Annotated in this window: 21 protein-coding genes; 5 read left to right on the forward strand and 16 right to left on the reverse strand. The window is 31.7% G+C overall.

Translation table 11 applies throughout. The features are described from left to right. Positions 1-46: 46 nt before the first annotated feature. Positions 47-199, reverse strand: coding sequence for a hypothetical protein (locus BLW23_RS23130; protein WP_176829749.1), 153 nt, complete (start codon positions 197-199; stop codon positions 47-49). 457 nt (positions 200-656) lie between these two features. On the opposite strand from BLW23_RS23130, the gene BLW23_RS04160 reads away from it, so the two are divergent. Continuing rightward, positions 657-953: a hypothetical protein gene (locus BLW23_RS04160; protein WP_093667964.1), complete on the forward strand. Its 297-nt coding sequence runs from the start codon at positions 657-659 to the stop codon at positions 951-953. A gap of 225 nt (positions 954-1,178) precedes the next feature. Here the strand turns inward: BLW23_RS04160 and BLW23_RS23135 are convergent, their stop codons facing one another. From BLW23_RS23135 to BLW23_RS23140, 4 genes are all read right to left on the reverse strand, one after another. Next, the gene (locus BLW23_RS23135; RefSeq protein WP_176829750.1) at positions 1,179-1,325 is read right to left on the reverse strand and encodes a hypothetical protein; all 147 of its coding nucleotides are present in this window, start codon (positions 1,323-1,325) and stop codon (positions 1,179-1,181) included. Between the two features lie 1,085 nt (positions 1,326-2,410). After that, positions 2,411-2,641 (reverse strand): hypothetical protein, encoded by a 231-nt coding sequence (locus tag BLW23_RS04165; RefSeq protein WP_093667965.1) that lies wholly within the window; start codon positions 2,639-2,641, stop codon positions 2,411-2,413. A 20-nt stretch (positions 2,642-2,661) separates the two neighbouring features. Next, on the reverse strand, positions 2,662-2,784 hold the full coding sequence (locus BLW23_RS23615) for a hypothetical protein (RefSeq protein ID WP_255362729.1): 123 nt from the start codon (positions 2,782-2,784) through the stop codon (positions 2,662-2,664). Positions 2,785-2,802: 18 nt separating this feature from the next. Further along, a complete protein-coding gene (locus BLW23_RS23140; RefSeq protein WP_176829751.1) occupies positions 2,803-2,967 on the reverse strand; it encodes a hypothetical protein in 165 nt (54 codons plus the stop codon). Between the two features lie 1,077 nt (positions 2,968-4,044). Between BLW23_RS23140 and BLW23_RS04170 the strand changes: the two genes are divergently transcribed. Beyond that, positions 4,045-4,260, forward strand: a complete 216-nt coding sequence (locus tag BLW23_RS04170) for a hypothetical protein (RefSeq protein WP_093667966.1) — start codon at positions 4,045-4,047, stop codon at positions 4,258-4,260. Positions 4,261-4,263: 3 nt separating this feature from the next. Here BLW23_RS04170 and BLW23_RS04175 read toward each other — a convergent pair whose 3' ends face one another. Both BLW23_RS04175 and BLW23_RS04180 read right to left on the reverse strand, forming a co-directional pair. After that, positions 4,264-4,500: a hypothetical protein gene (locus BLW23_RS04175; protein ID WP_093667967.1), complete on the reverse strand. Its 237-nt coding sequence runs from the start codon at positions 4,498-4,500 to the stop codon at positions 4,264-4,266. 98 nt (positions 4,501-4,598) lie between these two features. Continuing rightward, a complete protein-coding gene (locus BLW23_RS04180; protein WP_093667968.1) occupies positions 4,599-5,504 on the reverse strand; it encodes a hypothetical protein in 906 nt (301 codons plus the stop codon). A 659-nt stretch (positions 5,505-6,163) separates the two neighbouring features. Between BLW23_RS04180 and BLW23_RS04190 the strand changes: the two genes are divergently transcribed. Next, positions 6,164-6,367 carry a hypothetical protein gene (locus BLW23_RS04190; RefSeq protein WP_093667970.1) on the forward strand — a complete coding sequence of 68 codons (204 nt, stop codon included), beginning with the start codon at positions 6,164-6,166 and terminating at the stop codon, positions 6,365-6,367. Between the two features lie 156 nt (positions 6,368-6,523). Here the strand turns inward: BLW23_RS04190 and BLW23_RS04195 are convergent, their stop codons facing one another. The 6 genes from BLW23_RS04195 to BLW23_RS04220 all read right to left on the reverse strand — a co-directional run bounded on the left by BLW23_RS04195 (position 6,524) and on the right by BLW23_RS04220 (position 19,632). Beyond that, positions 6,524-7,123: a DUF6642 family protein gene (locus tag BLW23_RS04195; RefSeq protein ID WP_093667971.1), complete on the reverse strand. Its 600-nt coding sequence runs from the start codon at positions 7,121-7,123 to the stop codon at positions 6,524-6,526. Positions 7,124-7,426: 303 nt separating this feature from the next. Continuing rightward, positions 7,427-10,513, reverse strand: coding sequence for an FAD-dependent oxidoreductase (locus BLW23_RS04200; protein WP_093667972.1), 3,087 nt, complete (start codon positions 10,511-10,513; stop codon positions 7,427-7,429). 709 nt (positions 10,514-11,222) lie between these two features. Further along, positions 11,223-12,467, reverse strand: a complete 1,245-nt coding sequence (locus BLW23_RS04205; RefSeq protein ID WP_093667973.1) for a peroxidase, FMP-type — start codon at positions 12,465-12,467, stop codon at positions 11,223-11,225. Between the two features lie 40 nt (positions 12,468-12,507). Further along, the gene (locus BLW23_RS04210) at positions 12,508-14,613 is read right to left on the reverse strand and encodes a flavin monoamine oxidase family protein (RefSeq protein WP_093667974.1); all 2,106 of its coding nucleotides are present in this window, start codon (positions 14,611-14,613) and stop codon (positions 12,508-12,510) included. A gap of 11 nt (positions 14,614-14,624) precedes the next feature. Then, positions 14,625-16,355, reverse strand: a complete 1,731-nt coding sequence (locus BLW23_RS04215) for an alpha-keto acid decarboxylase family protein (RefSeq protein WP_093667975.1) — start codon at positions 16,353-16,355, stop codon at positions 14,625-14,627. 892 nt (positions 16,356-17,247) lie between these two features. Further along, positions 17,248-19,632, reverse strand: coding sequence for a TonB-dependent receptor (locus tag BLW23_RS04220; RefSeq protein ID WP_093667976.1), 2,385 nt, complete (start codon positions 19,630-19,632; stop codon positions 17,248-17,250). Between the two features lie 228 nt (positions 19,633-19,860). Here BLW23_RS04220 and BLW23_RS04225 point away from each other — a divergent pair, with 228 nt between their 5' ends. Together BLW23_RS04225 and BLW23_RS04230 are read left to right on the forward strand one after the other, a co-directional pair. Beyond that, on the forward strand, positions 19,861-20,946 hold the full coding sequence (locus BLW23_RS04225) for a sensor histidine kinase (RefSeq protein ID WP_093667977.1): 1,086 nt from the start codon (positions 19,861-19,863) through the stop codon (positions 20,944-20,946). Positions 20,947-20,958: 12 nt separating this feature from the next. After that, positions 20,959-21,711 carry a LytR/AlgR family response regulator transcription factor gene (locus tag BLW23_RS04230; protein ID WP_093667978.1) on the forward strand — a complete coding sequence of 251 codons (753 nt, stop codon included), beginning with the start codon at positions 20,959-20,961 and terminating at the stop codon, positions 21,709-21,711. A 150-nt stretch (positions 21,712-21,861) separates the two neighbouring features. On the opposite strand, the gene BLW23_RS23620 is transcribed toward BLW23_RS04230, so the two are convergent. The 3 genes from BLW23_RS23620 to BLW23_RS04240 all read right to left on the reverse strand — a co-directional run bounded on the left by BLW23_RS23620 (position 21,862) and on the right by BLW23_RS04240 (position 26,549). Continuing rightward, on the reverse strand, positions 21,862-21,996 hold the full coding sequence (locus tag BLW23_RS23620; RefSeq protein ID WP_255362730.1) for a hypothetical protein: 135 nt from the start codon (positions 21,994-21,996) through the stop codon (positions 21,862-21,864). A 199-nt stretch (positions 21,997-22,195) separates the two neighbouring features. After that, positions 22,196-25,501, reverse strand: coding sequence for a M1 family aminopeptidase (locus tag BLW23_RS04235; protein ID WP_093667979.1), 3,306 nt, complete (start codon positions 25,499-25,501; stop codon positions 22,196-22,198). Positions 25,502-25,682: 181 nt separating this feature from the next. Then, positions 25,683-26,549 (reverse strand): ABC transporter ATP-binding protein, encoded by an 867-nt coding sequence (locus BLW23_RS04240; protein ID WP_093667980.1) that lies wholly within the window; start codon positions 26,547-26,549, stop codon positions 25,683-25,685. Positions 26,550-26,686 lie beyond the last annotated feature (137 nt).

Genomic DNA, 26,686 nt, shown 5'->3' on the forward strand with positions numbered 1-26,686 from the left:
CACAGAAAATTGACTAATTCTAAAAAGGTTAGTAAATAACCTGCTATTATTTTGTAACTCCAATAAACACTAAACCTCTATTTTCAAAAAACTCAATAAGTTTTGAAGTAAGTTCCAGCCTTTCGTTTTCTGTAAATTCAACATCATCTTTTTCCTTTTGTATTTCTCCAGATATGGTAATTCTTATATTATCTTTCATTTTTTCTACAGATTTAATGATTTAATCTTTTTTATAAACCAACTCTGTCTGTCTGAAACTTCATTTGATAAATTATCAGCAATTGTGTCAATGCTTGAAATTAATTCTTCTTCTGTTTCTCCTTCTAATGGAAAACCAGACCTTGACTGAATGTTTTTTTAATTTCTTCTAACTTCATATTATTGTTTTTTCTACTCTTATTTTATAATTCTTTTGCTAAATCATGGACATTCAAAAAATCAACATTTGTTAGATGTTGATCTATAGTAAACAATTCTTTTGTTATATCATTTTCTTATCTTATTACAAATAATAACTGTTTTATGCCATTTTATTAAAAATTCAAATATTTAATCTTCACCTTTAAACTGAAATTGCAAAATATACAGTCGATTGAAAAGGTGGATTCTGAAAAACCTTTATTAAATAGAGTAGGAAACATTAAATATTAATTAAAATGAAAAATCAACTAAACTTAGCCGATGTACAACCAACGCGAGAAACTGTGACTTATCATTGGTCTATGAGCTTGTCAGAATACAATGGGAAGTGCCTAATTCAATACTCAACTAATTATCCCCCGGGAGTCCAGGGTGAAATTTGGCTTGTTAATACACATGGAAAAGTAAAAGCAAAAAATCCCGTAAATAGTTCTGGAAAAGACCAAACAAATGAAACTTGGGGGTCTGGCTATTATGCCATTTGGGTTATAGATGGTGTTTATACTATAGCTTGGACACCTCCCACAAAATAAAATAGCTAATAATAAAAAATGCATAAATACATAGTTTATTCAACCAATAGTATATTTTTATTAGCTGCTTATACTAATAACAAAAGCATCCTAAAAAGGGTGCTTTCTTTCCAAACAAACGACTATACAAATAGTTTATTTTAAAGTTTTCCTATTAAAATCAATCTTATTTTACTTACCACAATTATGTCAAAGAACTTTTCCGTTTTTAAGGTGTCGGAGAACCTACAGTGTTTTTGATATATTGAATTTTCCAAAATCTATACCGTCTCTAGTCATCAATGAATTTGCATGATCCTCATCATAGGTTAATACCTTTATTTCTATGTTCTTTAGTTGGTTTTGAAACCAAAATATTTTTAATGGTGGCATATCTTAAATTTTACTGTTTTTTATTATTATTCACTTTTAAATTATCTTTGTCCTAAATATTAAATTTATCACGTATTTGATATTTAGAGGTTTAAAGTAGTTAACTGAGTGAAGGCAGTTAGCTACTTTTTATTTATCTAATTTTATAATTCAATCAATTTTATTATCGCTAACTTCGTTATCACTTAAGAGACGTCTTAAGTTCTTTTTCATAGCAATTTTCCCACTCAATCTTTGAGTGGGTTTCTTTTTGCCGCTCATTCTTAACTACCGTTTTTATATTTCTATTTGTTTTATATCTTAGCATCAACTTCGAATGTTGTTTAAGGGGCAATAGGCAAAGTTTTATTCAACTAGTAATCTGCGTATTAACCAAACTTTCTAATTATACCACCCCCACAAAAGTGTTAGTGCGCAGTTTTATTTATTTTATCCGAATTCACTTTATTAACTTGTATAATATCACGTTACTCTCTTAATCTACCTAAGAACTTACATCTTTCAGGTTTCGAGAGTTTTTTTATTGAATTCATATATCTTATTAAAATTGCTATTCATCCTCTTAGAATATCTAATTACCTAGTTTTTATTTTTAAAGTGACTAAATAAATTACTTTAGTATCACCCCTGTATCTCTCAAGACATTTCATTTAATGAAATAACTTGGGAGTTCTTTTTATACTACTCTTTTACTTTATTCTGTTTTTACTATTTTTACTCTATGGAACACAGCTATGAACAACTTAATATCGAATTTCTAGAACCGAGAAAAGTTTCTCTTTTTACTAAATTAGTTTCGATCCTACTTATTTTTATTTTTATAAGTGTACCACTTTCACAAATTTTACCTGAACTCAAACAGTGCTTTTGCATAGGTTATTCATTACCGCCAGGTTCATGCATCTTGGTGGGTAACTGCTTTTGCTTTTAACTACACTTTTTTAGTTGTTTGGCGGAGCGCGCCTCGCGCGCCTTTTCCGCTTCCTAAACAACTACATAACTTTCGTTATTAAATTAGATTTAGCTTCTACAATGGGGAACGCCATAAACCTCTCACTAAATCCTATATTGCGTTAATTACTGTTTTAAAATTGTTCTATTCTTTCTGTTGGAGCATACCACCAGACAAAGGGTTGTAATATTCCATTTTCATAAGGATCGGTTAAAGTATCTGTATGAAATTGCCATTCGTTATCTTCGAAATCATAAAAGCCGATATTTAAAAAACCATCAGGATTTGATGTAATCACATCAACACTATAATTTTTATCTCCTTTTGAAACTTGCGGACACTCTGTATTTTTGTGAAACTTCATAGTTGCTATTTTTACTACTGTTATTTATGTTTGTTATATTCTAATTCCGCATTGAGTAAATCAAAATCATTAATTAACTCACTATCATATTCGTTGATTACCCAACCAATAAAATCATTAACAGCTTGTTTTTCTATACTCATATTTCTGCACTTATTTAATTATCTATCGTGTTCCTTTCTATATATTTCTAGTATTTGACTATCTGTCAAATTTCCAGAAGAAAACAAAGGCAAGTCGTAACCTAGCGAGCAAGCGTTTTGCATTACATTTGAAAGCTCGACAAACCACTTTTTAGCTACTTTAATTTCATTTTCGTTACTCATAATTCTACTGGTTTTTTGAACGTTTATATCTTAATTCTCCTGTCTGAAATATTCTAATTTGAAAACCAAAAAAACAAAAGAAGTATGAGTAAGCTCTATTGTAATATCTTCTGAATACTGACAATAAATGCCATTCATCCGTTTTGAATTCGTGCCAATTATTAATCAATTGCACCCTATATCCAAATAATGTACCCAGTATGTAATATTCTCTCCAAAATCCCATAACTACAGTTTTTTATTATTATTCACTTTTAAATTATCTTTGTCCTAAATATTAAATTTATCACGGATTTGATATTTAGAGGTTTAAAGTAGTTAACTGAGTGAAGGCAGTTAGCTACTTTTTTATTTATATAATTTTATAATTCAATCAAATTTATTATCGCTAACTTCGTTATCACTTAAGAGACGTCTTAAGTTCTTTTTCATAGCAATTTTCCCACTCAATCTTTGAGTGGGTTTCTTTTTACCACTCATTCTTAACTACCTTTTTTATATTTCTATTTGTTTTATATCTTAGCATAAACTTTGAATGTTGTTTAAGGGGCAATAGACAAAGTTTTCTTTAACTAGTATTCTGCGTATTAACCAAACTTTATTAACTATTCTTTTCAAAAAGTTAATGCGCAGTTCTTTTACCTACTATTTTAATGGTTTATACCTATTTGATTCTTAGGGTTTTTACCTATGTATTTCTTTTGAATTTCTTTTTAAATTTATCTCAACTTAAACTTTTCAATTAGGGACAATGTTGATTAGTAAAAGTTGTTAATATATTCTGCGTATTAACCAAACTTGATTTACTAACTTTTTAATCTGTTATGATTTAATACGCAGTTCTTTTTACTACTGTTTAAATGTTTAAACCTATTGTTATAAATAATCTTCTTTCTGAAATTTTTAGTCTGATAATTTCAAGACACAGAAGAGTAAAGCTCCTTTTGTACTGAAATAAAATATCTGAAACTTGTTTTAACTGATTTAAAGTTTTGCAATTCCTAATAATTATCTCTAATTCTGGTATTGTATACATACTACTCTTTTACTTTATTTTGTTTTTACTATTTTTACTCTATGGAACACAGCTATGAACAACTTAATATCGAATTTGTAGAAACTCGAAAAGTTTCTCTTTTTACTAAAATGGTTTCAACTGGATTGTCTTTAACTCTAGTTGCAATTCCTTTGGTTGAAATTCTTCCTGATTTCAAATACATCTACAATATTTATGATTATTGCATGTATGGTTGTCTGATACCTATGGGAATTAACTGTTTTCCTTTTTTATAAAACCTACTGTTTTAATATTTTTTTAGTTTGATTGTATATGTCCAGGACATCATTATGACCAAGCCTAATCTTTAATTTTCTCTTATCTGTTTTTAAATGTATTTCCGAATGCAAATGCTCAGCCCACTCACTAACATTAATTTTATCAGTAGATAGCTCTAATGTTTCCCTAATTGATATTGATGGTTGTGTTTGTTGCTTATTATTTACTCTTGGCGTCGTATTTTCAATTATTGCCATAACTACTCTTTATTTATAATTCGTTTACTAAATCTTGGACATAAAAAAAAACACCTTAAAAAAAGGTGCTTTGTGGTAAGTATATTTGAAAATTATCTTTAATTTTTATCTTTTAATAATTTCTGAACTAAAGATTCAAGTTTTTCGATTTTCCTTTGCTGTTCTTTAATTTCAGAATTTTGTTTTTTTAATTCTTCAATTTCTTTTTCTTGCTCAATGGTGTATAATGTCAGTTCTTCAATTTTCTGTAAAAGTTTAGCATCCATTTCACCTAAATTAATACCATTCTTTTGTACCTCGGATGCACTCGGTATATCTCTTAAATGTCCTTTCGATTTTATATGTTTTTCAACCTCCTGAAGAGACGGTAGGTCATAATTGTCTTTAAAAACAAAATCAGCCCATGGAGGAGAAACAGCTTTAAAAGTGGTTGCACTCAATGTACCATTTTGAAAAATTTTAATTCTATTAACACTTGATGCCTTAGGTCGAAATTCTAAGTAATCATTATCACCATATTGTCCTATATCCCAAAAATTAGACCCAGTCCCTTTAATTCTAAAAAAAGCCCAATTATTTGCATTTGTATTCTCTAGAAACAATGAAGCTCTAGAATCTCGTATATGTAAATCAGCGTCATCACTAGGTAGACCTTTTATACCTAAATTTCCATTTTGTCTTAAAAATAGCCTATTAGCACTTGATGCCTTAGGTCGAAATTCTAAGTAATCATTATCACCATATTGTCCTATATCCCAAAAATTAGATCCAGTCCCTTTAATTCTAAAAAAAGCCCAATTATTTGCATTTGTATTCTCTAGAAACAATGAAGCTCTAGAATCACGTATATGTAAATCAGCGTCTCTATTGGGACTTTCTGTTTTTATTCCAATTCCATTACCTTCTATACTTTTTACTTCTATTTCGGGAGCATATAACTGAGCTTTAACTCCCAAACTCATTGCCATCATGGCAATGACAGCAATTTTCATTGTTGTTTTCATAATAATTAATAATTTTAAAATTGTAAATATTTGCAATCAATTGAGCATGATTTTCTTTTTGCTCATCAATTTTTGGTAAAGATAATATTTAAACTAAAAGTATTATTTACTTACCACAATTATGTCAAAGAACGTTTTTCCGTTTTTCAGGTATCGGAGAACCTACTGTTTTATTGTTTACTTATATTTGCCCCCATGAAATTTATGTCAAAGAAAAAATTGGGAGCATTATTATTGCTAATAGGATTACTAATGGTAGTCAGTTTTAAGTTATCAACGTATTTAGATTCAATTATAAAACCGGTAATGTTTAAGGATAACGCGATTATTGTAACAAATAAAGTCAATAGCTCCAATACTACTAGAATACTGGGATTAACTGTTGTCCTACCTCTATTTAGCTTTTTTCTATCATTGTTTCTAAGTTTTATTCCATATAAGAACCTTAAGTGGTCTGAGAAATATTTAGCTTTCGGTTTATTTACAACTTTCATTTTTTTGATTATATCTGTAGTATCCTTATCATTAAAAATCATATTGCTTTAATTACACATTTAATATTCCAATCATCGTTTATACATTTATTCCTTACCTTTTTGAAGTTTACACCATTTGTGTCTCTTTTCTCGTTTCTTTTGAGTAAGTTAAAATTTATTAAGATGTTAAAATCAATTTCGAAATTAGGTTCAGTATTAAATAAAGCTGAACAGCAGTCTATTAGTGGAGGTCGCGTAAAATGTACGTATCCTGATGGAACAGGGTGGGATTTAGATTATAGATCCGAACAATCTGAATTTTTAGCTGGAGACCATTGTGTAAAAACAGGTGGAACGGTTGAATTTTATGAAGGTCTAATGCAATAAATTTTTTAAGTAGAAGGCGAGCTAAGGTTCGCTTTTTTCAATTGATAATGTGTATCAAAATAACCTTATTCCAATTCTTTATATTTTGATATTGTTCTTTGTAATTTGATTTAAAGTAGTTTGTGAATCACTAGTATATTAGGTATTTGGACAGTATCAGTAATACAATCTAAAATCAAGTAGTTTACAAAGTTTATAATGCTTTTGATGTAACTCTTCCACCACATCTAACATATTATCGTCTTCATTAAACAAATTAAAAAATACGATATCAAGATTTGCACTGGCAATTCCATTAAATTCATTACCATAGCCAGAAATAGCTTTGGCTCCCGTAATATCTAGAAAATACTGTGCTTCTTCCTGGTCTAAATCGAGAACTTTGGCGTTTGAAAAATGCAGTACTTTGTTATTTAACCTTCCTTCAAAAATCTCAGCAATTTCTTGTAAACTATAGTAGTAATTGTTTAAACAAATACTATTGGCTTCACCTGTCATTACCAAATAGATAATTTCATAGTTTTTAAAATGATGATCATCCAAAACCAATGTATTTAAGCTAGCCTCTAAGCCCTCAATAGAGTCACAAGTTTTATGAATGCTTGCGATTCCATAATGCATGGTTAGTTCCTCTAATTTGTGTTGTGTTTGGGTAACCTCGTCCATTTCTATATCATCGACAGCTTCTAAACAGAAAATAAAATAATCTGCATCAATGATTTGTTTTTGGGGTAACTGCTGTTTTTTCTCTAACAAATTTCAAGATTTATAAGAAATATAATACAAAAATAAAACAACTCTTTTATTTTTTAAAATATCTGATATAAAAGATATTGTATTAACCCCCTCTACTTTTATCTTTTTTAATTCAAAAAATAATTCTCTTGAGGCGGACCTCAAGAGAATTAAATATAGAACTCATTTAAACTTTTTGAGTTTAAATGAGTTCATAGTATGAATGATACTCTATATCATGGAAGTATAGGAGTTCAGAGAAAATCTTTTTAAAACCTTCAATACAAATTTCTTGTATTTGAACTCCCGGTTATCGATGTTTAATTAAACAGTCTCAATGATAGGAAGTTCGTATTCCCATCCTAAAAAGTAATCAGTAGGAATCCAACTAGGACGTTGTAAATTGTAGCGATGAAGCATTACCTTTTCGGCTTCACAAAAAGCTCCTTCAACCCAACCTTGTTGGTCTGAATAGGCTTCTCCAACAATAAAAACACGTTCATTGGGCTGTGGTTGTCGTATTTCTGGCATTTTATCAGCTACAACAAACCCTGCTTTCCAAGCATGGTAACCTCCTCCATAAGGATCATGACTCCAATCTTTATAGGCAGAAGTATATGGTTCAGGAATATTATCAGTACCATGCATTTCTCTTACTTCTTTCATAACTTCGGCAACCATACTTTTAGTTGCAGGAGGTACTTCTTTTTCTAGATACTCTTGAAGTCGTTTTCGTCGTGTAGCTGTTGCCGACAAATAATCTGTAGTTTTTGTTTCAAATAATTCATCATTTTCCATGGCTTTCCAAAAAGAAACTGTTCTCATGTCATTATAACTAGCCAAAAACAATGAATGATTATTGGCATCAGTTCCAAAATAGTAACATTGTCGCATAGGCAAATCGGTTACTGATGGCGATTGATAATTGGCTGGATCTATTGGCCACCAAGGATATTCGAAACCTAATAGAATTTTTAAAGCAGGTTCATTCATTACGGATTTAATATTTTGATGTAATGCTTTGCTTTCTTGTTCGAATGGATTAAATAAGAAATTACTTTGATCTAATAATTCTAAAGATCTTCGCGGCATTCCTAAAATAATATCATCTGCATAAGCAACCCATTGGTTGGCTTTGTTACGTACTTGATAATTATGCTTTTCTCCAGTGGCAACATTTTCAAAAATAAGTTTGTATTTTCTATCGGTTGGATCATTTGCAGTAGTTTTTTCGAAATTTACTAATACGTTATTAGGCTTTATTGTTCCTCCAGCATTTATAAAATTATTTGCCGTAACTCTTAACACTTTATCAAAACCACCTTCAATAGTATTATAGGTAACGTCATCATCAGAAAAATCACCTACCATATACGGAAATGCTTCAGCAGCATTCCAGTTGATAGTATTGGAATAATAACCACCTGCATTTGCTAAAAATTCATAGCACTCTTGAGAGCTTTGATCTTTTAATAAGTTCCAAAACCCTATTTCATAGACCTTCATTTTATAAAAAGGACCGTCAAAATTATAGACTAAATCTCTTTTTACACGTCTCCACTCTTCTTGTGGATCTGAACTGTTTTGTATAGCCTCGATACTTTCGCCATCGGCCTTTAAAACAGTATTTATAATATCATTGAAAACATAATTAGCAGATTTTCCCTGATATTTTAGTTCTACATCATATCTGGTTTTAAAACCGGGAACATCATAATCTTCTGCATGATAACGTTGTTTTCTTAAATAAATTAGTTGATTTCCAGAATCTCCCATTTCAAAAGGAATGGATTTTAACAATCCGTCTGTTTGATATTTATCTATAAGTCCCGTGATAATTTTTTGAGTATCCATATAGCGCATTCCTCCAAGTTCGGCTGTAACTTCCATTCCAGGTAATTCTACCGAATCTAAACGCCCACAAATACGATCACTTGCTTCGAAAATAGTTACTTTTAGGTTTAATGGATTTCCATCGACATCTACCCCTGTTCGTAGTCGATATCCAGAATATAACCCCGAGGCTCCAGCACCTACAATAGCGACATCTAAATCTAAGCCTGGCTCAGGGGTACTAGAAAATTTTTTATGGCCTTTATGAGTGGGTTTCGTTGTTTCTGCTTCAGAAGACCTCAGTAATTGTTTTTTACTTTCTTTTTTATGTAAATGTGGCGCATAGGTATCAAATGGAAATTTCCAATCAATAGTCATATAATCTAAAAAGTAATTATCTTCTTCAGAAAGAGTATTCAATAACATTTTAGAAATTAAATCTCCAAGTGTAGGTATAAACTTTGCAGCCCAACCAGCCGTATATACTACTATGTTTTTATTGTTACTGATGGTATTGGGTAGATAATCTAACAATATTTCATTTTCTGATTTTGATATGGCAACCATACATGTTGAGAGCAATGATGCTTTTGGTTCAAGACCAGGCATATGATTTTTCACCCAATCTGTAGTATATCCAATATTTTTTAAATCTGGTTGATGTGTACTCTCTGAAGGATGATCTATAATTTCATCTGCTACAGCATTCGCAACACGAACATACCCTGGATTTGCCCAAGGCACTTCATTAAATCCATAGAACAATCCTGTTTCATTATTTTCATAAACATAATAAGTAGTTCCTATTTCTGCTATTTCTGGATCTAGGATTTTATAATAAGAAGAAGACATTGTCCAAATATCAATATCAACTTTTAAACCAAAATGACGTACAAGATCATTGATGTATGGTCCAGGTGTTAATGCTAATTTTTCAGTTTTATAACGAACGATGTCTTCTGAATTGTTCTTGTTTTTAACGGTAACATAAATATCATCATTTGAAAGTGATTCAATATCTATTACTTCTGTAAAGTCTTTTAAAACTACATTCTCATTTTTTTGTAGCTCAGCCAACATAAACTCTTGAGTGGCTGCAATATCTAATATTCCTCCATCTGCTTGAAAGAACCCCTCATAATCAAGTGGAAGATCTTTAAAATTGAATCTATCCATAATTTCTTCACCACTTTTAAAGGGGGCGTAAGGTATACCTAACTCATCCATTACTTCTATGGCATCGTTTATTCCTCCTTCTGAAGAATTTAACTCTGGGTCACCGAACCATAAGGCACCTACCTGTTCCAGTAGTTCTTGGCGAGAAGCTTCATTAAAATCGAGCCACTGATCCTTTGCGCGCAAAGCCAGTTTTGCCATGGGTACAGTATCGTATTGTACACGAAATTGACGAGATTTCCCTGCGGAACTCACTTCGTCATTTACAAATTTAAATTGTTCTACTACAAGTATCTTTTTTGTAGAGTCTTGTTTACTTAGGTGATATGCAGATGATAATCCAATTGGACCACCCCCTATTACAATCACATCAAATTCTTGTTCTTTTGTTTGGTTTTTCATTTTTTTAGGGTGTTTGTAAATATATTTTGTGCTATAATACTTAGAAAATACCTCATACAGATGTAGATAAGAATGTAAACTTCTTTTAAAGTATTGATGAAATTGATCAGCTATTTATTACAATTTATCTCAACTTATACCATTTGTGATTTGAAATTACCGGAAAGAGAAAATGGTATTATATTGTTGGTAATTTCAATTTGTAGATGGTATTATTTCATTCTGACCTATATGATAGTATTTTTTAGTATTAAAGACGTATATATAAATTGACTTTAATTAAAATTAAAGTGTTGGTTAATTCGTAAATAAATTTAGGTGTCATTGATATTTCAAAACGTATTATAACCACAAGCGTGTCTATTATCGGTATAAGAGATTCTATTTCAGGTATAAGAGTAATAATTAACAATAATTGAATAGGTTTTCATATCATTTACTTTGATGGAACCTTCAATTCTAAATAATGATTTAAGATGTTTATTGTTTTTGGAAAAATATATTTGAAAATGAAGGAGTTTATTTCACCTCTAAATAATATTTAAAAAAAATGTAAAGAAAGTTACAATATAACATCTAACAGAAACAGAGTAATATCAATAGCTTCAGCCTTTTATTATAACAACAAAAAAACTCAATAACAGCTTAATAGCGGTTATTGAGTTTGTATTATCATTGAAACGTTCTTCTTTATTTGACGTATAGAAGTTTAATGACGTGTGTGGTTCATCATTGGGCAAACCGATCCTTGAGTTTCATCTACTTCCTCAGAAGCCTCTGTTGGTAATTTAATAGACTTTAAACGTTTATTTAATGGAACATCTTTTTCACGACGTAGTGTGTTTACTTGAATATGAGGCCATAATGTTGTACCGCCAGTAGAACCAAACATAAACTCAAAATCAACAATTTGTTCATATTGAAGTTGTTCTATATGTCCTCCAAACTCTTCATCATAAACTTCTTCTATCCACATACGGTATCGCATTCTTACCACTTTGCAATAACGATGAATCATAACGTTATTGATGGTAGCTCCTTGAACTCCTGTGTTATGAAATGAATCTAATTCAATCAAATCATATCTCTTCACATCCATGTTTTCAATAGCATCTGACAACTTCAAGTTTGGTTGAACTGTATACGGGAATTTAGCACCAAATTGATCATAATTAAAAATGGATTCAAAATAAGCACGTCCACTATTTACACCTCCATCTTTTTGATCTTCACGAGGAAGTTCAGTCCAAAGGGGTTTTTTACGTGATCCAGGTATTAAATCTTCTTCTGGATGAATTCCCATACTTGGAGATACTGCTAAATATTGTTGTTCCCAAAGATTGGCAATATGGGGTGCACCTTTTTCAGATTCTGTAATATTCCCTGTAATATGAATAGTGGTTCCATGAGGAATAACACCTGAACGAGAGATTTGATATGGTGGTACAAATTGTGGTCCGAGTGCACCCGATTCTATAACCGGTTTTCCTCCATCGGTTTTTACAGACTCTTCGCTTGACGCATGTTTAAACATGTTTGGTGGGTTCTGATATGGACTGCTTGGTTTCCAAGGCATTTCATGATCTCCTAACCATAAATACATTCCATTTTCAAAATGTTGAAGATCATCATTGTTATCGATAATAGCAGTTTCATATTTCACAGCTGCATTAAATTGCTCATTTGATCCCGCTCGGTTACGAACCGGTGCGTTTACTTGTGTGAATTTCAGTTGTTCTCTATATTCTTGAGATTTAAAATGAAAGACACCAAAAATGGTTTCGGAAGATGTTCCCGGCGAGGGCATAGGAGTTGTATGTAAGCCCTTAGGACCACCTTTCCAATTCACCCAAGTACCATGGAGTTTTGATAAAATACCAAATTGAGGTCCAGTTGGTTGTCCTTCTTCCCATTCAATATAGGGTTTTACTGACGATTTTTGTGTTTCGCTCATAATATGTTAGTTAAATTGTTACTAGTTTGATGTTATGTTTTTATGCTGGACAAATAAAAGGGTACTCTGTATCGTCTATGAGTTTTTCAATATTGAAGAAATCGTTTAAAACAGACTCTGCTGTACAAAAGGCACCTTCTACCCAAGCTTGATCGTTAGAGTATGTAGATCCCACAATAAAAAGATTGCTGTCTTTGCCTTTTACTAATGATGATGGTTTTCGTATTTTTTGTTGTACATCACCTATATTATAATGAGAATAGTATGCATGATATCCCGCATTAAATGGTGGCAATGACCAATCCATATATTTGGTTTCCAAAGGCTCTGGAATGGCTGAATAACTTGCTTGAGAACCAAAATGTAACTTGGCCAGTTGTTGGCGTAGCATTTTTACCATAATAGCTGGTGCTTTACGTGGCCCATCTAAAGGCTGAGTATCTTGTGACTCCGCAACTTTACGCTCCCTATTCGGTCCTATCTCTAATGCTTTCCAGAAGGTTGTATATCGTATATCATCGTAGCTTGCTAAAATTCCGTAAACTTTTTTACCTTTTTCCTTACGTGCATTGTCTCCAAAATAAACCACCTGTCTAATCGGCATATCTGTTGCACTAGGACCAATGGTATCTAAATGTGCTACACTGGTAATTTGTTGTTTCTCTTCATAGGTAAAATTAGCTTTAACAATACTTTCCGCAGCTATTAAAAAATCGCTTTCTGTGTCATAGCTAACCTCTATAAGAGAGGTTACTGAATTGTCATAGGCCTTATTTTTCGATTCAGCTTTTAATTTTGCTTTCGCAGCTTCGGAATTTGCTTTTTCAATTGCTTCAAGATATTTCTTAGGGAACTTATCTTTTTTAAGCACTTTAATCCCTTCCTGAGTTAAAAAATAACTATTTAGTTTTGCTGGGTATTTTGGTGGTGAAGGAATGTCATCTCTCCACCAAGGAGAATCAAAAAACATTCCTATTTTGTAGGATGGTTGCATTAAAACAGATTCTAAATATAACTGAACTTTATTATCATTTAAAACATCAAAATCGTCGTCACTTTTATTCATATAACGTGTAGCCTGAGCAACCAAATCAATGGCATATCTACCCATAGCTAAAAAGGCTGCATTACACGTTTTGGAATGTAATTCCTTCGTAGGTTCTGCCCTACTCGCTGTAGTAAAATGGATTGTGCTTTTATTTTCTAATATTGAACGTAACCTTGTATTTGGATGATATTTAAAGTTGATACCTTTTTCATCTGCAAGTTTTACTATTTCTTGGAAAAGAGTAGAAAAAATACCAGAATAGCCAATGGTTAAGGTCTTATATAAAGTTCCTGGTGTAAATTCGTTATTAACTTCAAAGGATTGTGCTGAATTTGTGTTAACCACATTAGAAGAATAGCCGTTTCCATCCGCCAAATAACTGAAACCTTCTTGCCCTAAAACGTCATAAGCTAAATTCCAATAGCCAATATCCTTTAGCTTTTGCCCTTTTTCAAAGATGGATTCATCGCCTAAATCTTCAGTGATAGTTCCTTCTTCATAAAATTTACACCATTCATTTCTTGTTGGTGGTAATGCATCGTCGGAAACATTAATTCCAACACTTTCAATTTTTGTAAACCCGTCATCAGGGGCGGTGTACTCTCCATAATTATTTACATTATAGGGAGCGGGATTAACGGCATTAATATCGGAAGTGTACATGCTTTTTGCTCTTAATGATAATAATGGATCGCTGGCTTCGTTAAAAGGAACAGAGTACTTTTCTAAACCAATTTCATCGATTGTTTTGGTTACCAAGCGATGTCCAGGATTGTTAGCATCGTTAGGATTTGGATTGTTCTTAGTCTTCTTATAGTCCCAAGCAGAATAACGCATACCTCCTAACTCTAAATACGATGCATCTTTATCTTCTTTATAATGCCAAGTACAAACTCTAGCTCCCGCTGCTCTTGTTCCTTTTTCTTCTTTTGAAAATTCATATTTTCCCCAATCGTATAACTCTAAAGTATCTCCTTTTTGTAAGTTTTTCGATGTGTCTTTTTGATTTGCTGGTTTTCCTTGAAGTAACCTCCAGGCTGTATATAAACCTGCGGCACCTGCTCCAAAAATTGAATAGGTTTTGTTTTCGTTTGTCATTGTTATTTGTTTTAGTGATTACAATTCATTACTTGAGAGGTTAAGTTTTTCATTTGACCTGCTAAATCTTTTTCAGGAATGATAACTTCGACCAAAGTTGGTTTGTTTGTTTTTTGTGAGGTAATGGTTTCCAATACATCATTCAGTTGTTCAATAGTACTTGCTCGATGACCATTGGCTCCATATGCTTTGGCCAATGCCATATAATCCCATTTTGGTAAATTATCGAATTCATCGAATGAACCCTTTGGGCAAAAGGCATCTATATCAACAAATACTTGTTCAATTGCATAAACTTGATTACTCATTACAAAAATGACGCTGTTTACGTTGTATTTGGCTAAGGTTGAAAGTGATTGGCAAATCATCATAAACCCTCCATCTCCAGCAATTGTCCATGATTGCCTTTTACTTCCTAATTGAGCTCCGAGTGCGGCACCAGTTTCATAGCCAATGCATTGCCAAGCAGCAGAACTAATAAAACTATTTTGTTTCATGCCGTAAATATTGGTAGCTACATACATCGCTGAACTCACTCCAAAGGTTAGGTTAATGTCATTCCAAAGGTTTTTATCCTCTATATGTTTTACAGCGTATTGAAAAAATCGATTATAAGTAAGTATTTCTGGTGTACTGTTGTATTTCGGATCTGATGATGAAGCCCAAGGTTCAGGGTATTTTGGTTGCTTTGGTGCTTTATTTTTTAGTGGATATGACTTACTTTTTTCAAAGCGTTCCAAAAGGGCTTCCATAAAGTCTTTCATAGTAACATCCTTATAGGTAAAATACCCTACTCTCATTTCCGTCGTAGTAGCCAATATCATGTCCGAAAATTTATTTTCAACAAACCACAAATAATCATCTGTAATAAGGGTTCCTAGGGATAAAAAACAATCTGAATCTTTTACATAGCTTGTAACATTAGGTATAGATGCAGCATCTGAATAAGTACCAATGAACTTATCTCCCTCTTCGTCCAAAACTGTTTTTCCGAGAGATGTAGTGGTGTATACGAACCCACTGGCATCTATTATTTTTTGAAGCAAGTCCGATAAACCATGTCGTAACACTTCTACTCCAGCAAAAATCATGGGTTGTTTAGCTGCCTTAATTTGCGACCAAGCTTGGTCCACAGCATTATTTAAAGCACTTTTTTTACTCTTTTTTATTTTTGGTTGTAATTTCTTTTTCGATGGTGGCTTACAAGGTTCTCCCCAAACTTCGCTATAAGCGGCAATATAAACTGGCTTTTTATGAGTAATTGCAGCGGTTATTACCTTATCAATTTTTTTATCGGCACCAACTGAAGTGCTAAGAGTTTCTGAAGCTACGGTTACATGATTGTATATTTCTTGATCTGCTTTTAGGTTACCTGTAGAGTGATGATACAAAACATTATACATATTCCCTATTTGTCGATCGTTAGAGCCAGGAGTGGCGCTGATAACAATCATAGGGCTCGATTCTACGTACGCACCTGCAACAGCATTTAAGGCGCTAAAAGTACTTACTCCGTATTGTAAGGAAACAGCTGACAATCCTCTGGTTCTACCATAAGCATCTGCTGCATAAGAAGCATCTAATTCGTTTGATGTTCCTATGGTTTCAATACCATCAAATTTTTCTAATGCTTGTGTGAAATTTTTTACATAATCTCCTGGAATTTGAAATACTTCCGTAACATCTAGCTGTTTTAGGCGAGTTAATAAATAATCTGCCACAGTGAATGTGTTGTTTTGCATGGGTTCAAGGTTTAAGTTATTTTGATTTACCTAACTAAAACAATTACATTCACTTGTCATTTTCCTACGAAATTAAGGATCGTTTTTTGAAGCTATTGTATATTTAAATTTTGTACGTTGTAATTTCCTTTTAATTGAATTATATTCAATTTTCTTCCAGACTCAGTAATCGTAAGTTGCTGATTTATTTCTACGTAATTTGAATTGTTAGTTTGTTATATCATCAAACATATTCGTTTGATTGTATTCTTAAAATTGGTGAAATAATAGCATTGATCTTGAAAAAAGGTCTTAAATGTCAGGTTTTTGATCATAAAAGAGTTCTTTGAAAGTATCAAGTTTAAAAGAAAAGATTATATAGCTATTTTTTAAGAAAGAAGTTTCCTCAGTTTATAAATCAAAATCTTTTCGCCTAGTTCTCTAAACTTTACGAAAATATTTAACACATAGATGGTTAGGAAATCAATGATTTTAATGGTTTATTTTTCTAATTAAACTTGAGATAGTTTATTAAAAATGACCTATTATGTTGTTTATCTATCTGATAATTTAAAAATAGGAAGAACCGTAGTAGATTAGATTAATTTCTTTGTAGTCGAAAAGCGTATTATTGAATTTGATTACTTGGTTGGTCTCAAATATGCACAATGTTTTACTCCATGGGCTTACCTGACGGTAGTGGATAAAAATTTTTAAAAGGAAGTTAGAATAGCTTGAAGTGCCTTAAAACGGGTTCTTTTTAAAAAGACCTATTAATCAATTGTTAAGATGATTGCCTTTTCTTCTATTAGAAGTATGTTGTAAAAAAATTGATGGGGCCCATATATCCAGTTTAGTTAACAAAATATACACAATATTTAGGGTATACAGGCAACACCATCAAAATAAATTATTAAAATTGAAATTTGTAACCTACATCAGGAAAAAAGCCTATTTGATCTACTTGATCGATATTATTTGTTAATCTATTATAACGTTTAGTAAAAATATTTTTGGTGTCTAAGACATTCTGTAAATCCACATAGAACTGATGTGAACGTTTTTTAGTTTTACTATTTAATTTAATACCGAATTTAAAATCCAATCGTAAATAATCATCATATTGTAGACTATATGCTGCATCTTCTTGTAACACTTCAAATCCAGCCGTTTTTGATGCTAAAAGATCTATAGGTGTGTAATAACGACCACCCGCCATTGTAAATCTAGTATCAACAAAAAGTAGATTCGTTTTTTCTTTACCTATTTTAAATTCTTTACCTGCTAAAAGGTTAAAAACATAACCATTATTAAAAGGCGTATTTCTTTCAACACCATCACTACCCGCATATTTACTTTCAAAAATTGAGGTCGTTAAAAGTCCATAATAACTATTACTAAAAAATTTCTCAACGGTTAACTCTAAACCGTGATTAAATCCAGTTCCTTCATTTACTAATGAAACACGATTATTATTAAAACTAAAATCGGCGCCTTCGGTTAAAGAAGAGTAACTTGATGGAAAATTATCAACTGCTGCTTTCGTTATATCTTGCCTATAAGCTTCAATTTTAGCTCTCCAATTCCTTCCAATATTTAAATCATATCCTAAAACATAATGTTCACTTCTTGTGAAATCTAAGTCTCTATTAGTTTGCACCAATGATCCATTTACAGATTCATTTAAAAATAATAAAGGCAACGCTACATTTTGATGATGTATTCCATAGCCAAAACTCACGGCATGTTTACGGGCAATTTTGTAATTAACAGAGGCTCGTGGTTCTATAACAAATTGTTCATTTAAAGAACTGTATTGAGAATGTAAACCAGCATTAAAAGTTATTTTATCGGTTAGTCTATATTGACCTTGTATATATGGTTGAAAAAGTAAAAAATCATCATCTATATCTCTAAAAGTAAAGAAATCAGGGTCGCCATCATTGTTGTTGTCTGCCTGCTTATCTCTGTCTTTTAAGAATGATTTAACGTTAAAAGACTCCACTAGCATTCCTACTCTTAGTGTTGCCTTTTTGTTTAATTTCGTGTTGTATAAGGATGAAAAAGTAATACGGTTTTCTGAATTATCTACTTCTGTAAACCTAATAACACGTTCTTGGTCTGTATTTTTGTCAATATAACGATCTGCTTCATAAATATTTGAAGAAGAAGAAAAAGTTACACTAGACTTTAAATAACTTCTATCTCCTGTAGCAATTTTGTGTTTTAGTCCAATCACACTAAAACCAGAGGTGTTGAATGCATCTTCATCTTCAGCTGCAAATAGGTCAGTATCATCGACATCATCACCTAAAAAATCGATATCAGAATTCCCTATGATTCCAAATAAGGATAAATTTCCAAATTTCCCTGACCCAAAATCTACATTAAAAGAGACGTCACTATAGTTAGGAATAGCTGATGTACCTCCAGCTCCTCCAACACCTAAAAGTCCTGTTAAAGAATATCTCGCTGCCACTAAAAAAGAACCTTGTTTTTTACCTAAAGGACCTTCAGCCATGGCTTCGACACCTGTAAAAACCCCCATTTGTGCTGTGAATTCATAAGTATCAATATTTCCTTTTCTAAAGCCTAAATCTAAAACCCCTCCGATAGCGTTCCCATATTCAGCAGGAAAAGCGGAAGTAATAAAATCGGAATTTTTTAACATGTTTGTATTTAATGCTGAAACAGGACTTCCTGTAGTACCAGCAGTAGAGAAATGATTGGGACTCGGTATTGGTACCCCTTCAAGTCTCCATAATAAACCAGTAGGAGAATTTCCACGTATAACAATATCATTTCTACTGTCATCAGGAGCAGAGACTCCTGCAAAATTAGCCGCTAGCCTTCCTACATCACTTCTACCTCCTGAAAATCTATTTACCTCTTCCAAACTAATTTGCCTTGCAGAAACCGCAGCCAATTTATTTACTGCTTGCCTTTTATTAGGTTTTGATACGAGTACAACTTCATCTAATTGTGCAAAAGATTCTAAAAGACTTGCATTTACAAAGGCACTTTTTCCAGCTGTAACAACAATATTAGGAATGGTAACGGTATCATACCCTAAATAAGTAATTCGAACAACCTGTCTGCCTAAAGGAACATTTTCTAATACAAAATAGCCGTTTTCATCTGTTATCGTTCCTATTTTTGTTGACGTATCAATGAGTTCTACAGCAACTCCTAATAATGAAATTTCAGATTGCTTATCTAAAATTCGCCCTTTAATAGTCCCGGTTTGAGCAAACGATATAGAGCATATCATAAATGTTAAAAACTTAATTACTTTCATATTTACTTTTATTTGTTGCTCAAATCTCTAAAGCTTCGATGGGATTATAAAAGTCATTATTATGAACTGTAGATTTAATGTTTTGGATTGTAGAGTTACACTCTAAATAACGAAAATATGCTTGTTTATGGAAGAAACGACTTGAACTAAAGATTTCGACAATTGAACAGAAATAACAACAACTGAGCATTTATAGCTATATATTATTTACTATTTGATTTATATTTGATGCCAGCAAAAAATGAAAATGCAATGTCTAAAGCTTATTTAAAAAAGTTAGGTTTACGGTTTCTAGTGATTAACATTGTATTTATCATTGTTATATCATTCATTGATGATACTTTTACTGAAGATGACGGTATAATTAATAGTACCACTGGGTTTTATTATTTATCTGCTTTTATCTTGTTTATGGCTTCTTGGGAAACGAATGACTACTTGATTCGGAAAGCAAAAAAAGTAAAGATTACCAATGAAATACTTACACATATTAGAATACTAACAATAACTGCTTTAATTGAGATTTTTTTGTCATGGATTATCTATTATTTAGGTGTTTTTGAATTCAATTCAATATGTAATATTGAGACGAACGAACCCTGGAGAGTTTTTAAAATAGATATGTTTAGAGCGTTTGGAATAACGCTTGTTTTTTCGATATTTAATCAGTTTTTCTGGATATCTACCGATAAAAAGAAATTAGAGCTTTCTGTATTGGCTTTAAAAAAAGAGGTAATGAATTCTAAATATACATCTCTTAAAAGTCAAATAAGTCCGCATTTTCTTTTTAATAGTTTAAATACATTAACGTCTTTAATTTATGAAGACAGAGATCTAGCTTCTGATTTTGTTAGTAGATTAGCTTCTTGTTATCGGTACATTCTAGATAATACAGAACAAAGTTTAGTGACCTTAGATAAAGAAATTAAGTTTTTAGATTCTTTTATATTCATGATGAAAGTACGACATAATGGCGCTATACTTATACATACAAATATCAATAAAACATACTTTTCAAAGTTAATACCCACCTTGTCTATACAAATGTTGGTAGAAAATGTTTTAAAGCATAATTATTATTCTAAAGAAAACCCCATTAAAATTGAAGTTTTTATTGAGAATAATAGAATACTAATTACAAATAATTTACAAAAAAGGATAGATTCTCAAGAGTCAACACAACTTGGGCTTAAAAACATAAAAAAAAGATATGCTTTTTATACACAGGAGAAAGTTATAATAGAAAACAATACTCAAACTTTTAAAGTAAGTATGCCTTTACTCTCTGAAAAGAATTTACAGAAAAAACTTTAATAAACGAATACTATGAAAGCCATTATTATAGAAGATGAAGATATTGCTTCTAGACGTATAAGAAACCTAATTGAGGAATTGGCTCCTGAATGTGAAATATTGGAACAAATTTCATCTGTAGAAAGTGGTCATCGATGGTTTGAAAATAATGAATTACCAGATCTTATTTTTTTAGATATTCAATTAAACGATGGTTATGGTTTTGATATTATAGATAGATTAGAAAATCATCCACCAATAATTTTTACAACGGCCTATAATGAATATGCTATTAGAGGTTTTAAATATAACGGACTTGATTATTTATTAAAGCCAATAGATAAAAATGAACTTCAAAAAGCTCTAAAGAAATACACAAAAACAATAGAAAAAAGAAGTGATAAATCAACGGATATTGAAGCTATAAGGCATTTGTTTAAAAAGGAGTACAAACGGAGATTCATGGTCAAAGTGGGGAACCAATTCAATACTTTTAATGTTGAAGACATCGCCTATTTCATGGCAGATGATGGGGTTATTTTTTTACTAAATAAAAAAGGCAAAAGATTTCCTATTGAATATACTTTAGATCAATTAGAAGATATATTAAATCCTATTAATTTTTTTAGAATAAATAGAAAATATATGATTTCTGTTTGTGCTGTAGAAGAAATTCACTCATATTTTAATAGTAGGCTATTAATAAAATTAAAACCAAATCAAGAAGAACAAATAATCGTTTCTAGGGAACGAACAAGTAATTTTAAAAAATGGTTGGATACTTAAAAGTGTAAATTTTGTGTTTCTTCTTTTATCATACTTTTTAAAAATAAAGTTAAAAACCTCCTCAAAGAGTGCACAAAAAGTGTGTTTTTTGGGGAAGTCTTATTAAGGTTTATAAATACGTTTCTTTCTGTTTTTTATAAACCTATTGGGTTATTTCTTAGTCGATTTACTCGGTTTTAAAGAAGGTTTGTTTCCAGGGGTGTCCTTATTATCCCTTCTTCTTTTATCGAGAGTTCCATCTTTCTTTTTAGGTTTTGGTCCTGGTTTAATAGCTTGTATTTCCATGATTTTTAGTTTTTTAGATTATTCAGTATAACTCATATTGACTTATACATACCGTATTGATTATTTTCAATCTTGGATTTAAAAGTAATAGTTCCTTTGTTGTGTCTTTTGAGGTAAACCTTAAATTGCTAAAATTATTTAAGTAAATAAAGAAAAACTCCATTCTTATAGGAATGGAGCTGCAAAATCTGTTTTAATTTTAAAAGAAGGAATCTTGTTCAATTATCTTTAAAACATCTGCATTTGTTGTCTCAAACAAATCACCTATAACATATTGTAAATGTTGAGGAGTTACTCCTTTAAAGTATCCTAATAAGTCTTTAGAAGTGGCATACTTCTCAGTTTGCATTTTGATAACTCCTTTATAGCTATGCCAATCGTTGATAAATCGTTGTAAGGCTAAATTTACCTGCTTCTCTCCTATCATTTTTTGTAGTTTATACATGGCGATGGCACCTTTGTTATAATACACAAAATCTTGATTTTCAACCATACTTAACGAAGATTCCGAAACAGCTTTCTTACTTTTTTTATCATAATCTTCCTTTTGTAAGGCTAAGAATTGCAAGACTTTTTCTTCTGAATAAAACTCTTTTAGTACCATTATCGCTCCATACTGTGCCAAGGTTTCCAAAACAAAGTTCTTTCCTTGTACATTGGCGGCTTGGATTTGCATTCCAAACCATTGATGTGCTATTTCATGGGCAGTAATATAAAACGCCATATCAACATCAGTTTCGTCATCAATATCCAACACAAATCCCAACGCTTCCGAAAAAGGAATGGTATTCGGAAATGACTGTGCAAATTCCTTATATCGTGGAAACTCCATAATTCGTAGCTGTTCATATTGATAAGGACTAAAATGAGTACTAAAATAGGACAACGAAGCTTTCATTCCTTTCATCATTCTATCCAAATTATATGTATGTGCTGCATGGTAATATATTTCCAAGTCAACGGGTTTTAAAGCTGTGTTTGTGCCTATCCATTGTTCTTTCATTACTTCATATTTAGCGGAAACAATACTATAAAAATTAATAATTCGTTGGTCGGTTTTATAATGGAAATAGTTGCGATTGTTTTTCGTCCATTTATCGATTAATTTACCTGCTGTTACTGCCGTTTGATCTTGGTGAGTACCAATAACTACTTCCAAGTGAATTCCATCAGAGTCTCCGCCAGAGCGTGCATTCATTAATTCCTCTGAGTTATCAATTTTAGCTTTATAATACCTTATAGGTAACTTAAGTTTTGAGCGTTCATCACTGTTATTTATTTCATAATCTCTATTGTAACCGAGGCTTGGAAGGATTCCATTGTTGAAGAAAGTACCATTGTTTACAAATTGTGTGCTCGAATTATTGTCTTTGAAACCTAATGGTTGATACACTTGCTTAAAATTCACTTTTATGGTTTTTTTAGGTAATAAAAGCTTCGATAATGTGTAAATCGAATAATCAAATTCCTGATATTTTGAATTTAACGTTGCTCCTCCTTCAAAAGTCACTTCTTTTAAATCAACATGTGAGGCTATTAACTTTTGAATATGGATTTCTCTAATTGGCTTATCGGTTGTATTTTCTAAAATATAGGATCCTTTTATTTCATAGCTTCTTTTTTTAGGATATAGTTCTATATCTAATTTAACATCTACTATTTTAGGTTGAGGGAAGTATTCTAAAGGTTTGAGCGTTGTTTCGTAGTCCGCTCGAAAATTGAGTTCCTGAGAGTTTACCCAATTTGGGTTTAAAATGTTGGTATTATAAAATACATAACTCCCTAAAAATATAAATATTCCTATTGACGTAAAACCAAGATAGGTGATTGGTTTGGTAATTCGACGCTTTATGGTAGTTATACGTTTCCAGAAGCTTCGCTCCTGGCCTCTTTGTATGATTAGAGCACTTATTATTAAAAGAATGACTCCAAACACTAGCCAATACGTTTTAATCCATAGATAAGGCTTTAAAAAATGTCCATATCCATTCATTTCTGAATAAATACCTAATGGGTTTCCTCCGAATTTGTAAAGACTATGGTTAAATCCTAAAGCTTCCAAACCTCCTATGACAATAAAAAAGAATAAAGTTAAAAAGATACCAATAAACTTGTTTTTACTAATGCTATGAAAGAAAAATGCGGCAAAGGTGTAAAGCGTTAGAAATGGAAGTATTTCTATAAAGAACCCTGAAAAATAAACGCCAATTTTAAATTGATAATAGCCACTCGCTATTTGAAAGAGGATTCCAGTAAGGATTAAACTTACAATTAGCACAATATAAATGGTATTCATAGCAATAAACTTGCTCGTTAAATTGATTAAACTGCTAATAGGAGTAGCATCGTTTAAACCATATTGATTAATAGATCGTTCTTTCCAGATAATTTCCCCAGAATAGAATAGCAAAATTATGAGAAAGAAGTACATAGACATTTCTTGTAATTCTGAAATGATAAAATGGGTTGCAGGATAACTATCCACTCCATAAACAGTTCCTAAATTGACAGAATTGATCACAATAATGATGATACCACAGATAATAATCCCCCAAAATGAAGCCTCTTTTAACAGCGAAAGTGTATAAAATTTGGAAAGTTCAAAGAGTTGATACCATTTTGACTTTAATGAGTGATTTATATGGAAATTAGGAGCTATTTGATTTTTAAACTCTCTGTTTATGGTTGTTTCAGCTCTTTTTGATTTTCCTTTCACTTTTTTAGCAAGCATGCTAAAAGAGAACTTACGATAGCCCAAAAGAAGTACAATCCATCCTAATATCATCCAGAATAGTTTGTTGTGTAGCAGAATGCCACTGAACGTTATTCCCGTTGTATTCAATTCATTAATAGACCAATGTTTCGTAAACTGAGTAAGTGTGGTCAAAGAAAATGGGTCAAATATTCCTTGCCAATAGGCATTAGTAATGGATTTAGTTAATAAGAAAACTACGAATAATACAATGCCTTGAGTATATACTACCAATAATTTTTTACTAAGCATACCAGTAACAAAAAATGTACAAGCTCCAAAAAACAGTGAAGGTAACACTACCACTACAAACGATTGAATATAAGTAAGTGCATTAAAGGCTACCATTGTTTCTTTAGTATGCCAAGGCATTTGAGAACCGATCATCATTCCTATGAGTAAGCCACTAAAAATGAATACTAAAATACTAAATGACCCTAAAAATCGACCTAAGAGATAATCTCTTTTAGATATCGGATTTACAAACATAAGAGCTTCTGTTTGATATTGATAGTCTCGTAAAACAGGAACTCCCATAATCATTGACACCATGATCATAAAAATACCTGTTATGGCTCCCATTGTTTTAGCTATTACAAGTGGAGCATTCCATTTCATAAGTCCCATTTCAATACCTTGAAAAATAAACACATCACCAACAATTGAAAATAACAGCAGAAAGATGAAAAATAAATAGGTTTCAGGACGTCTGATTCTATAGTTGAGTTCAAATTTGAATATTTCGTACCACATAATAAATAGATTAGGTTAACCTTCACGATTTTAAGATCTTTGACTAAAGCTTGTCAACTCGAGTGTTGAACGACAGTGAGACGTATCGAGAGTTTGTCAACAACATCTCGATACTAATATGTTAGCATAATCACTCGATGTGACATCGGAAAAGGTTAAGGTTTTTAATGTTGAGTTGTTTTTAATGGTTAATTTGAGAGAAGTACACATCTTCCAATCCTGCTTCAATGGGTGTAAATCCTTCGTTTAAGGGCACATCACTAAAAACATGGATAATGGGCTTCCCAAGGAAAAGTTTATCGTTAATAACGGTATATTGCTTTTTATAGGCATCCAAATCGTTTCTTTGAATGGATTTTTGATAGATTTTGCCATTCAATTGATCAATGAGTTTTAAAGGATTCCCTTTCAAAATCACTTCTCCTTGATTAATAATTGCCATATTGGTGCATAACTCCTTGATGTCGTAAACTATATGTGTTGAAAAAATGACAATGGTATTTTCAGCGATTTCACTTAGTAGATTGTAAAAGCGATTCCTTTCTTTAGGATCTAAACCTGCCGTAGGCTCATCAACAATAAGTAATTTAGGATTATTTAGCAGGGCTTGAGCAATACCAAAACGTTGTTTCATTCCACCAGAAAAACCACCTAGGTTTTGCTTTCTCACTTGATATAAGTTGGTTTTATGCAATAGGTAGTCTACCATTTCTTTGCGGTTATTTTTATTGGTAAGTCCCTTTAACACTCCAAAATGATGTAGTAGCACTTCTGCTGACATTTTAGGGTATACTCCAAACTGCTGTGGTAAATAACCCAGAAGTTTTCTAATAGTATTTTTATCGGTTTGCACATTTAAATCTCCTAATGTTATGCAACCACTATCTGCTTCTTGAAGGGTTGCAATGGTGCGCATTAAAGTAGATTTTCCAGCACCATTTGGTCCAAGTAAACCAAACATTCCTTTTGGTATTTCTAATGATACATTTTGAAGTGCTTTTACTCCGCTATCGTAGGTTTTATTTAAATTATCAATAATTAGCTTCATGTATAGGTTCTTTTTGATTCCTAAAGGCAAACCTATGCTTGAAGCTTACGTTTATAAAAATTGTGGGATGTATTTGTCTGAAAATGTGATGTAACTAGTATTTTGAACCACGAAGGATGTTTATCCCATTTTTTGGT

Origin of the sequence: Tenacibaculum sp. MAR_2009_124 (assembly GCF_900105455.1) — a bacterium.
In the GTDB taxonomy this organism is placed as follows: domain Bacteria; phylum Bacteroidota; class Bacteroidia; order Flavobacteriales; family Flavobacteriaceae; genus Polaribacter.

Bases quoted from the DNA above. Each gene is read 5' to 3' on its own strand.
- BLW23_RS23130 (WP_176829749.1), bottom strand. From the start codon at position 199: ATGAAAGATAATATAAGAATTACCATATCTGGAGAAATACAAAAGGAA.
- BLW23_RS04160 (WP_093667964.1), top strand. From the start codon at position 657: ATGAAAAATCAACTAAACTTAGCCGATGTACAACCAACGCGAGAAACT.
- BLW23_RS23135 (WP_176829750.1), bottom strand. From the start codon at position 1,325: ATGCCACCATTAAAAATATTTTGGTTTCAAAACCAACTAAAGAACATA.
- BLW23_RS04165 (WP_093667965.1), bottom strand. From the start codon at position 2,641: ATGAAGTTTCACAAAAATACAGAGTGTCCGCAAGTTTCAAAAGGAGAT.
- BLW23_RS23615 (WP_255362729.1), bottom strand. From the start codon at position 2,784: ATGAGTATAGAAAAACAAGCTGTTAATGATTTTATTGGTTGGGTAATC.
- BLW23_RS23140 (WP_176829751.1), bottom strand. From the start codon at position 2,967: ATGAGTAACGAAAATGAAATTAAAGTAGCTAAAAAGTGGTTTGTCGAG.
- BLW23_RS04170 (WP_093667966.1), top strand. From the start codon at position 4,045: ATGGAACACAGCTATGAACAACTTAATATCGAATTTGTAGAAACTCGA.
- BLW23_RS04175 (WP_093667967.1), bottom strand. From the start codon at position 4,500: ATGGCAATAATTGAAAATACGACGCCAAGAGTAAATAATAAGCAACAA.
- BLW23_RS04180 (WP_093667968.1), bottom strand. From the start codon at position 5,504: ATGAAAACAACAATGAAAATTGCTGTCATTGCCATGATGGCAATGAGT.
- BLW23_RS04190 (WP_093667970.1), top strand. From the start codon at position 6,164: ATGTTAAAATCAATTTCGAAATTAGGTTCAGTATTAAATAAAGCTGAA.
- BLW23_RS04200 (WP_093667972.1), bottom strand. From the start codon at position 10,513: ATGAAAAACCAAACAAAAGAACAAGAATTTGATGTGATTGTAATAGGG.
- BLW23_RS04205 (WP_093667973.1), bottom strand. From the start codon at position 12,467: ATGAGCGAAACACAAAAATCGTCAGTAAAACCCTATATTGAATGGGAA.
- BLW23_RS04210 (WP_093667974.1), bottom strand. From the start codon at position 14,613: ATGACAAACGAAAACAAAACCTATTCAATTTTTGGAGCAGGTGCCGCA.
- BLW23_RS04215 (WP_093667975.1), bottom strand. From the start codon at position 16,355: ATGCAAAACAACACATTCACTGTGGCAGATTATTTATTAACTCGCCTA.
- BLW23_RS04220 (WP_093667976.1), bottom strand. From the start codon at position 19,632: ATGAAAGTAATTAAGTTTTTAACATTTATGATATGCTCTATATCGTTT.
- BLW23_RS04225 (WP_093667977.1), top strand. From the start codon at position 19,861: ATGCCAGCAAAAAATGAAAATGCAATGTCTAAAGCTTATTTAAAAAAG.
- BLW23_RS04230 (WP_093667978.1), top strand. From the start codon at position 20,959: ATGAAAGCCATTATTATAGAAGATGAAGATATTGCTTCTAGACGTATA.
- BLW23_RS23620 (WP_255362730.1), bottom strand. From the start codon at position 21,996: ATGGAAATACAAGCTATTAAACCAGGACCAAAACCTAAAAAGAAAGAT.
- BLW23_RS04235 (WP_093667979.1), bottom strand. From the start codon at position 25,501: ATGTGGTACGAAATATTCAAATTTGAACTCAACTATAGAATCAGACGT.
- BLW23_RS04240 (WP_093667980.1), bottom strand. From the start codon at position 26,549: ATGAAGCTAATTATTGATAATTTAAATAAAACCTACGATAGCGGAGTA.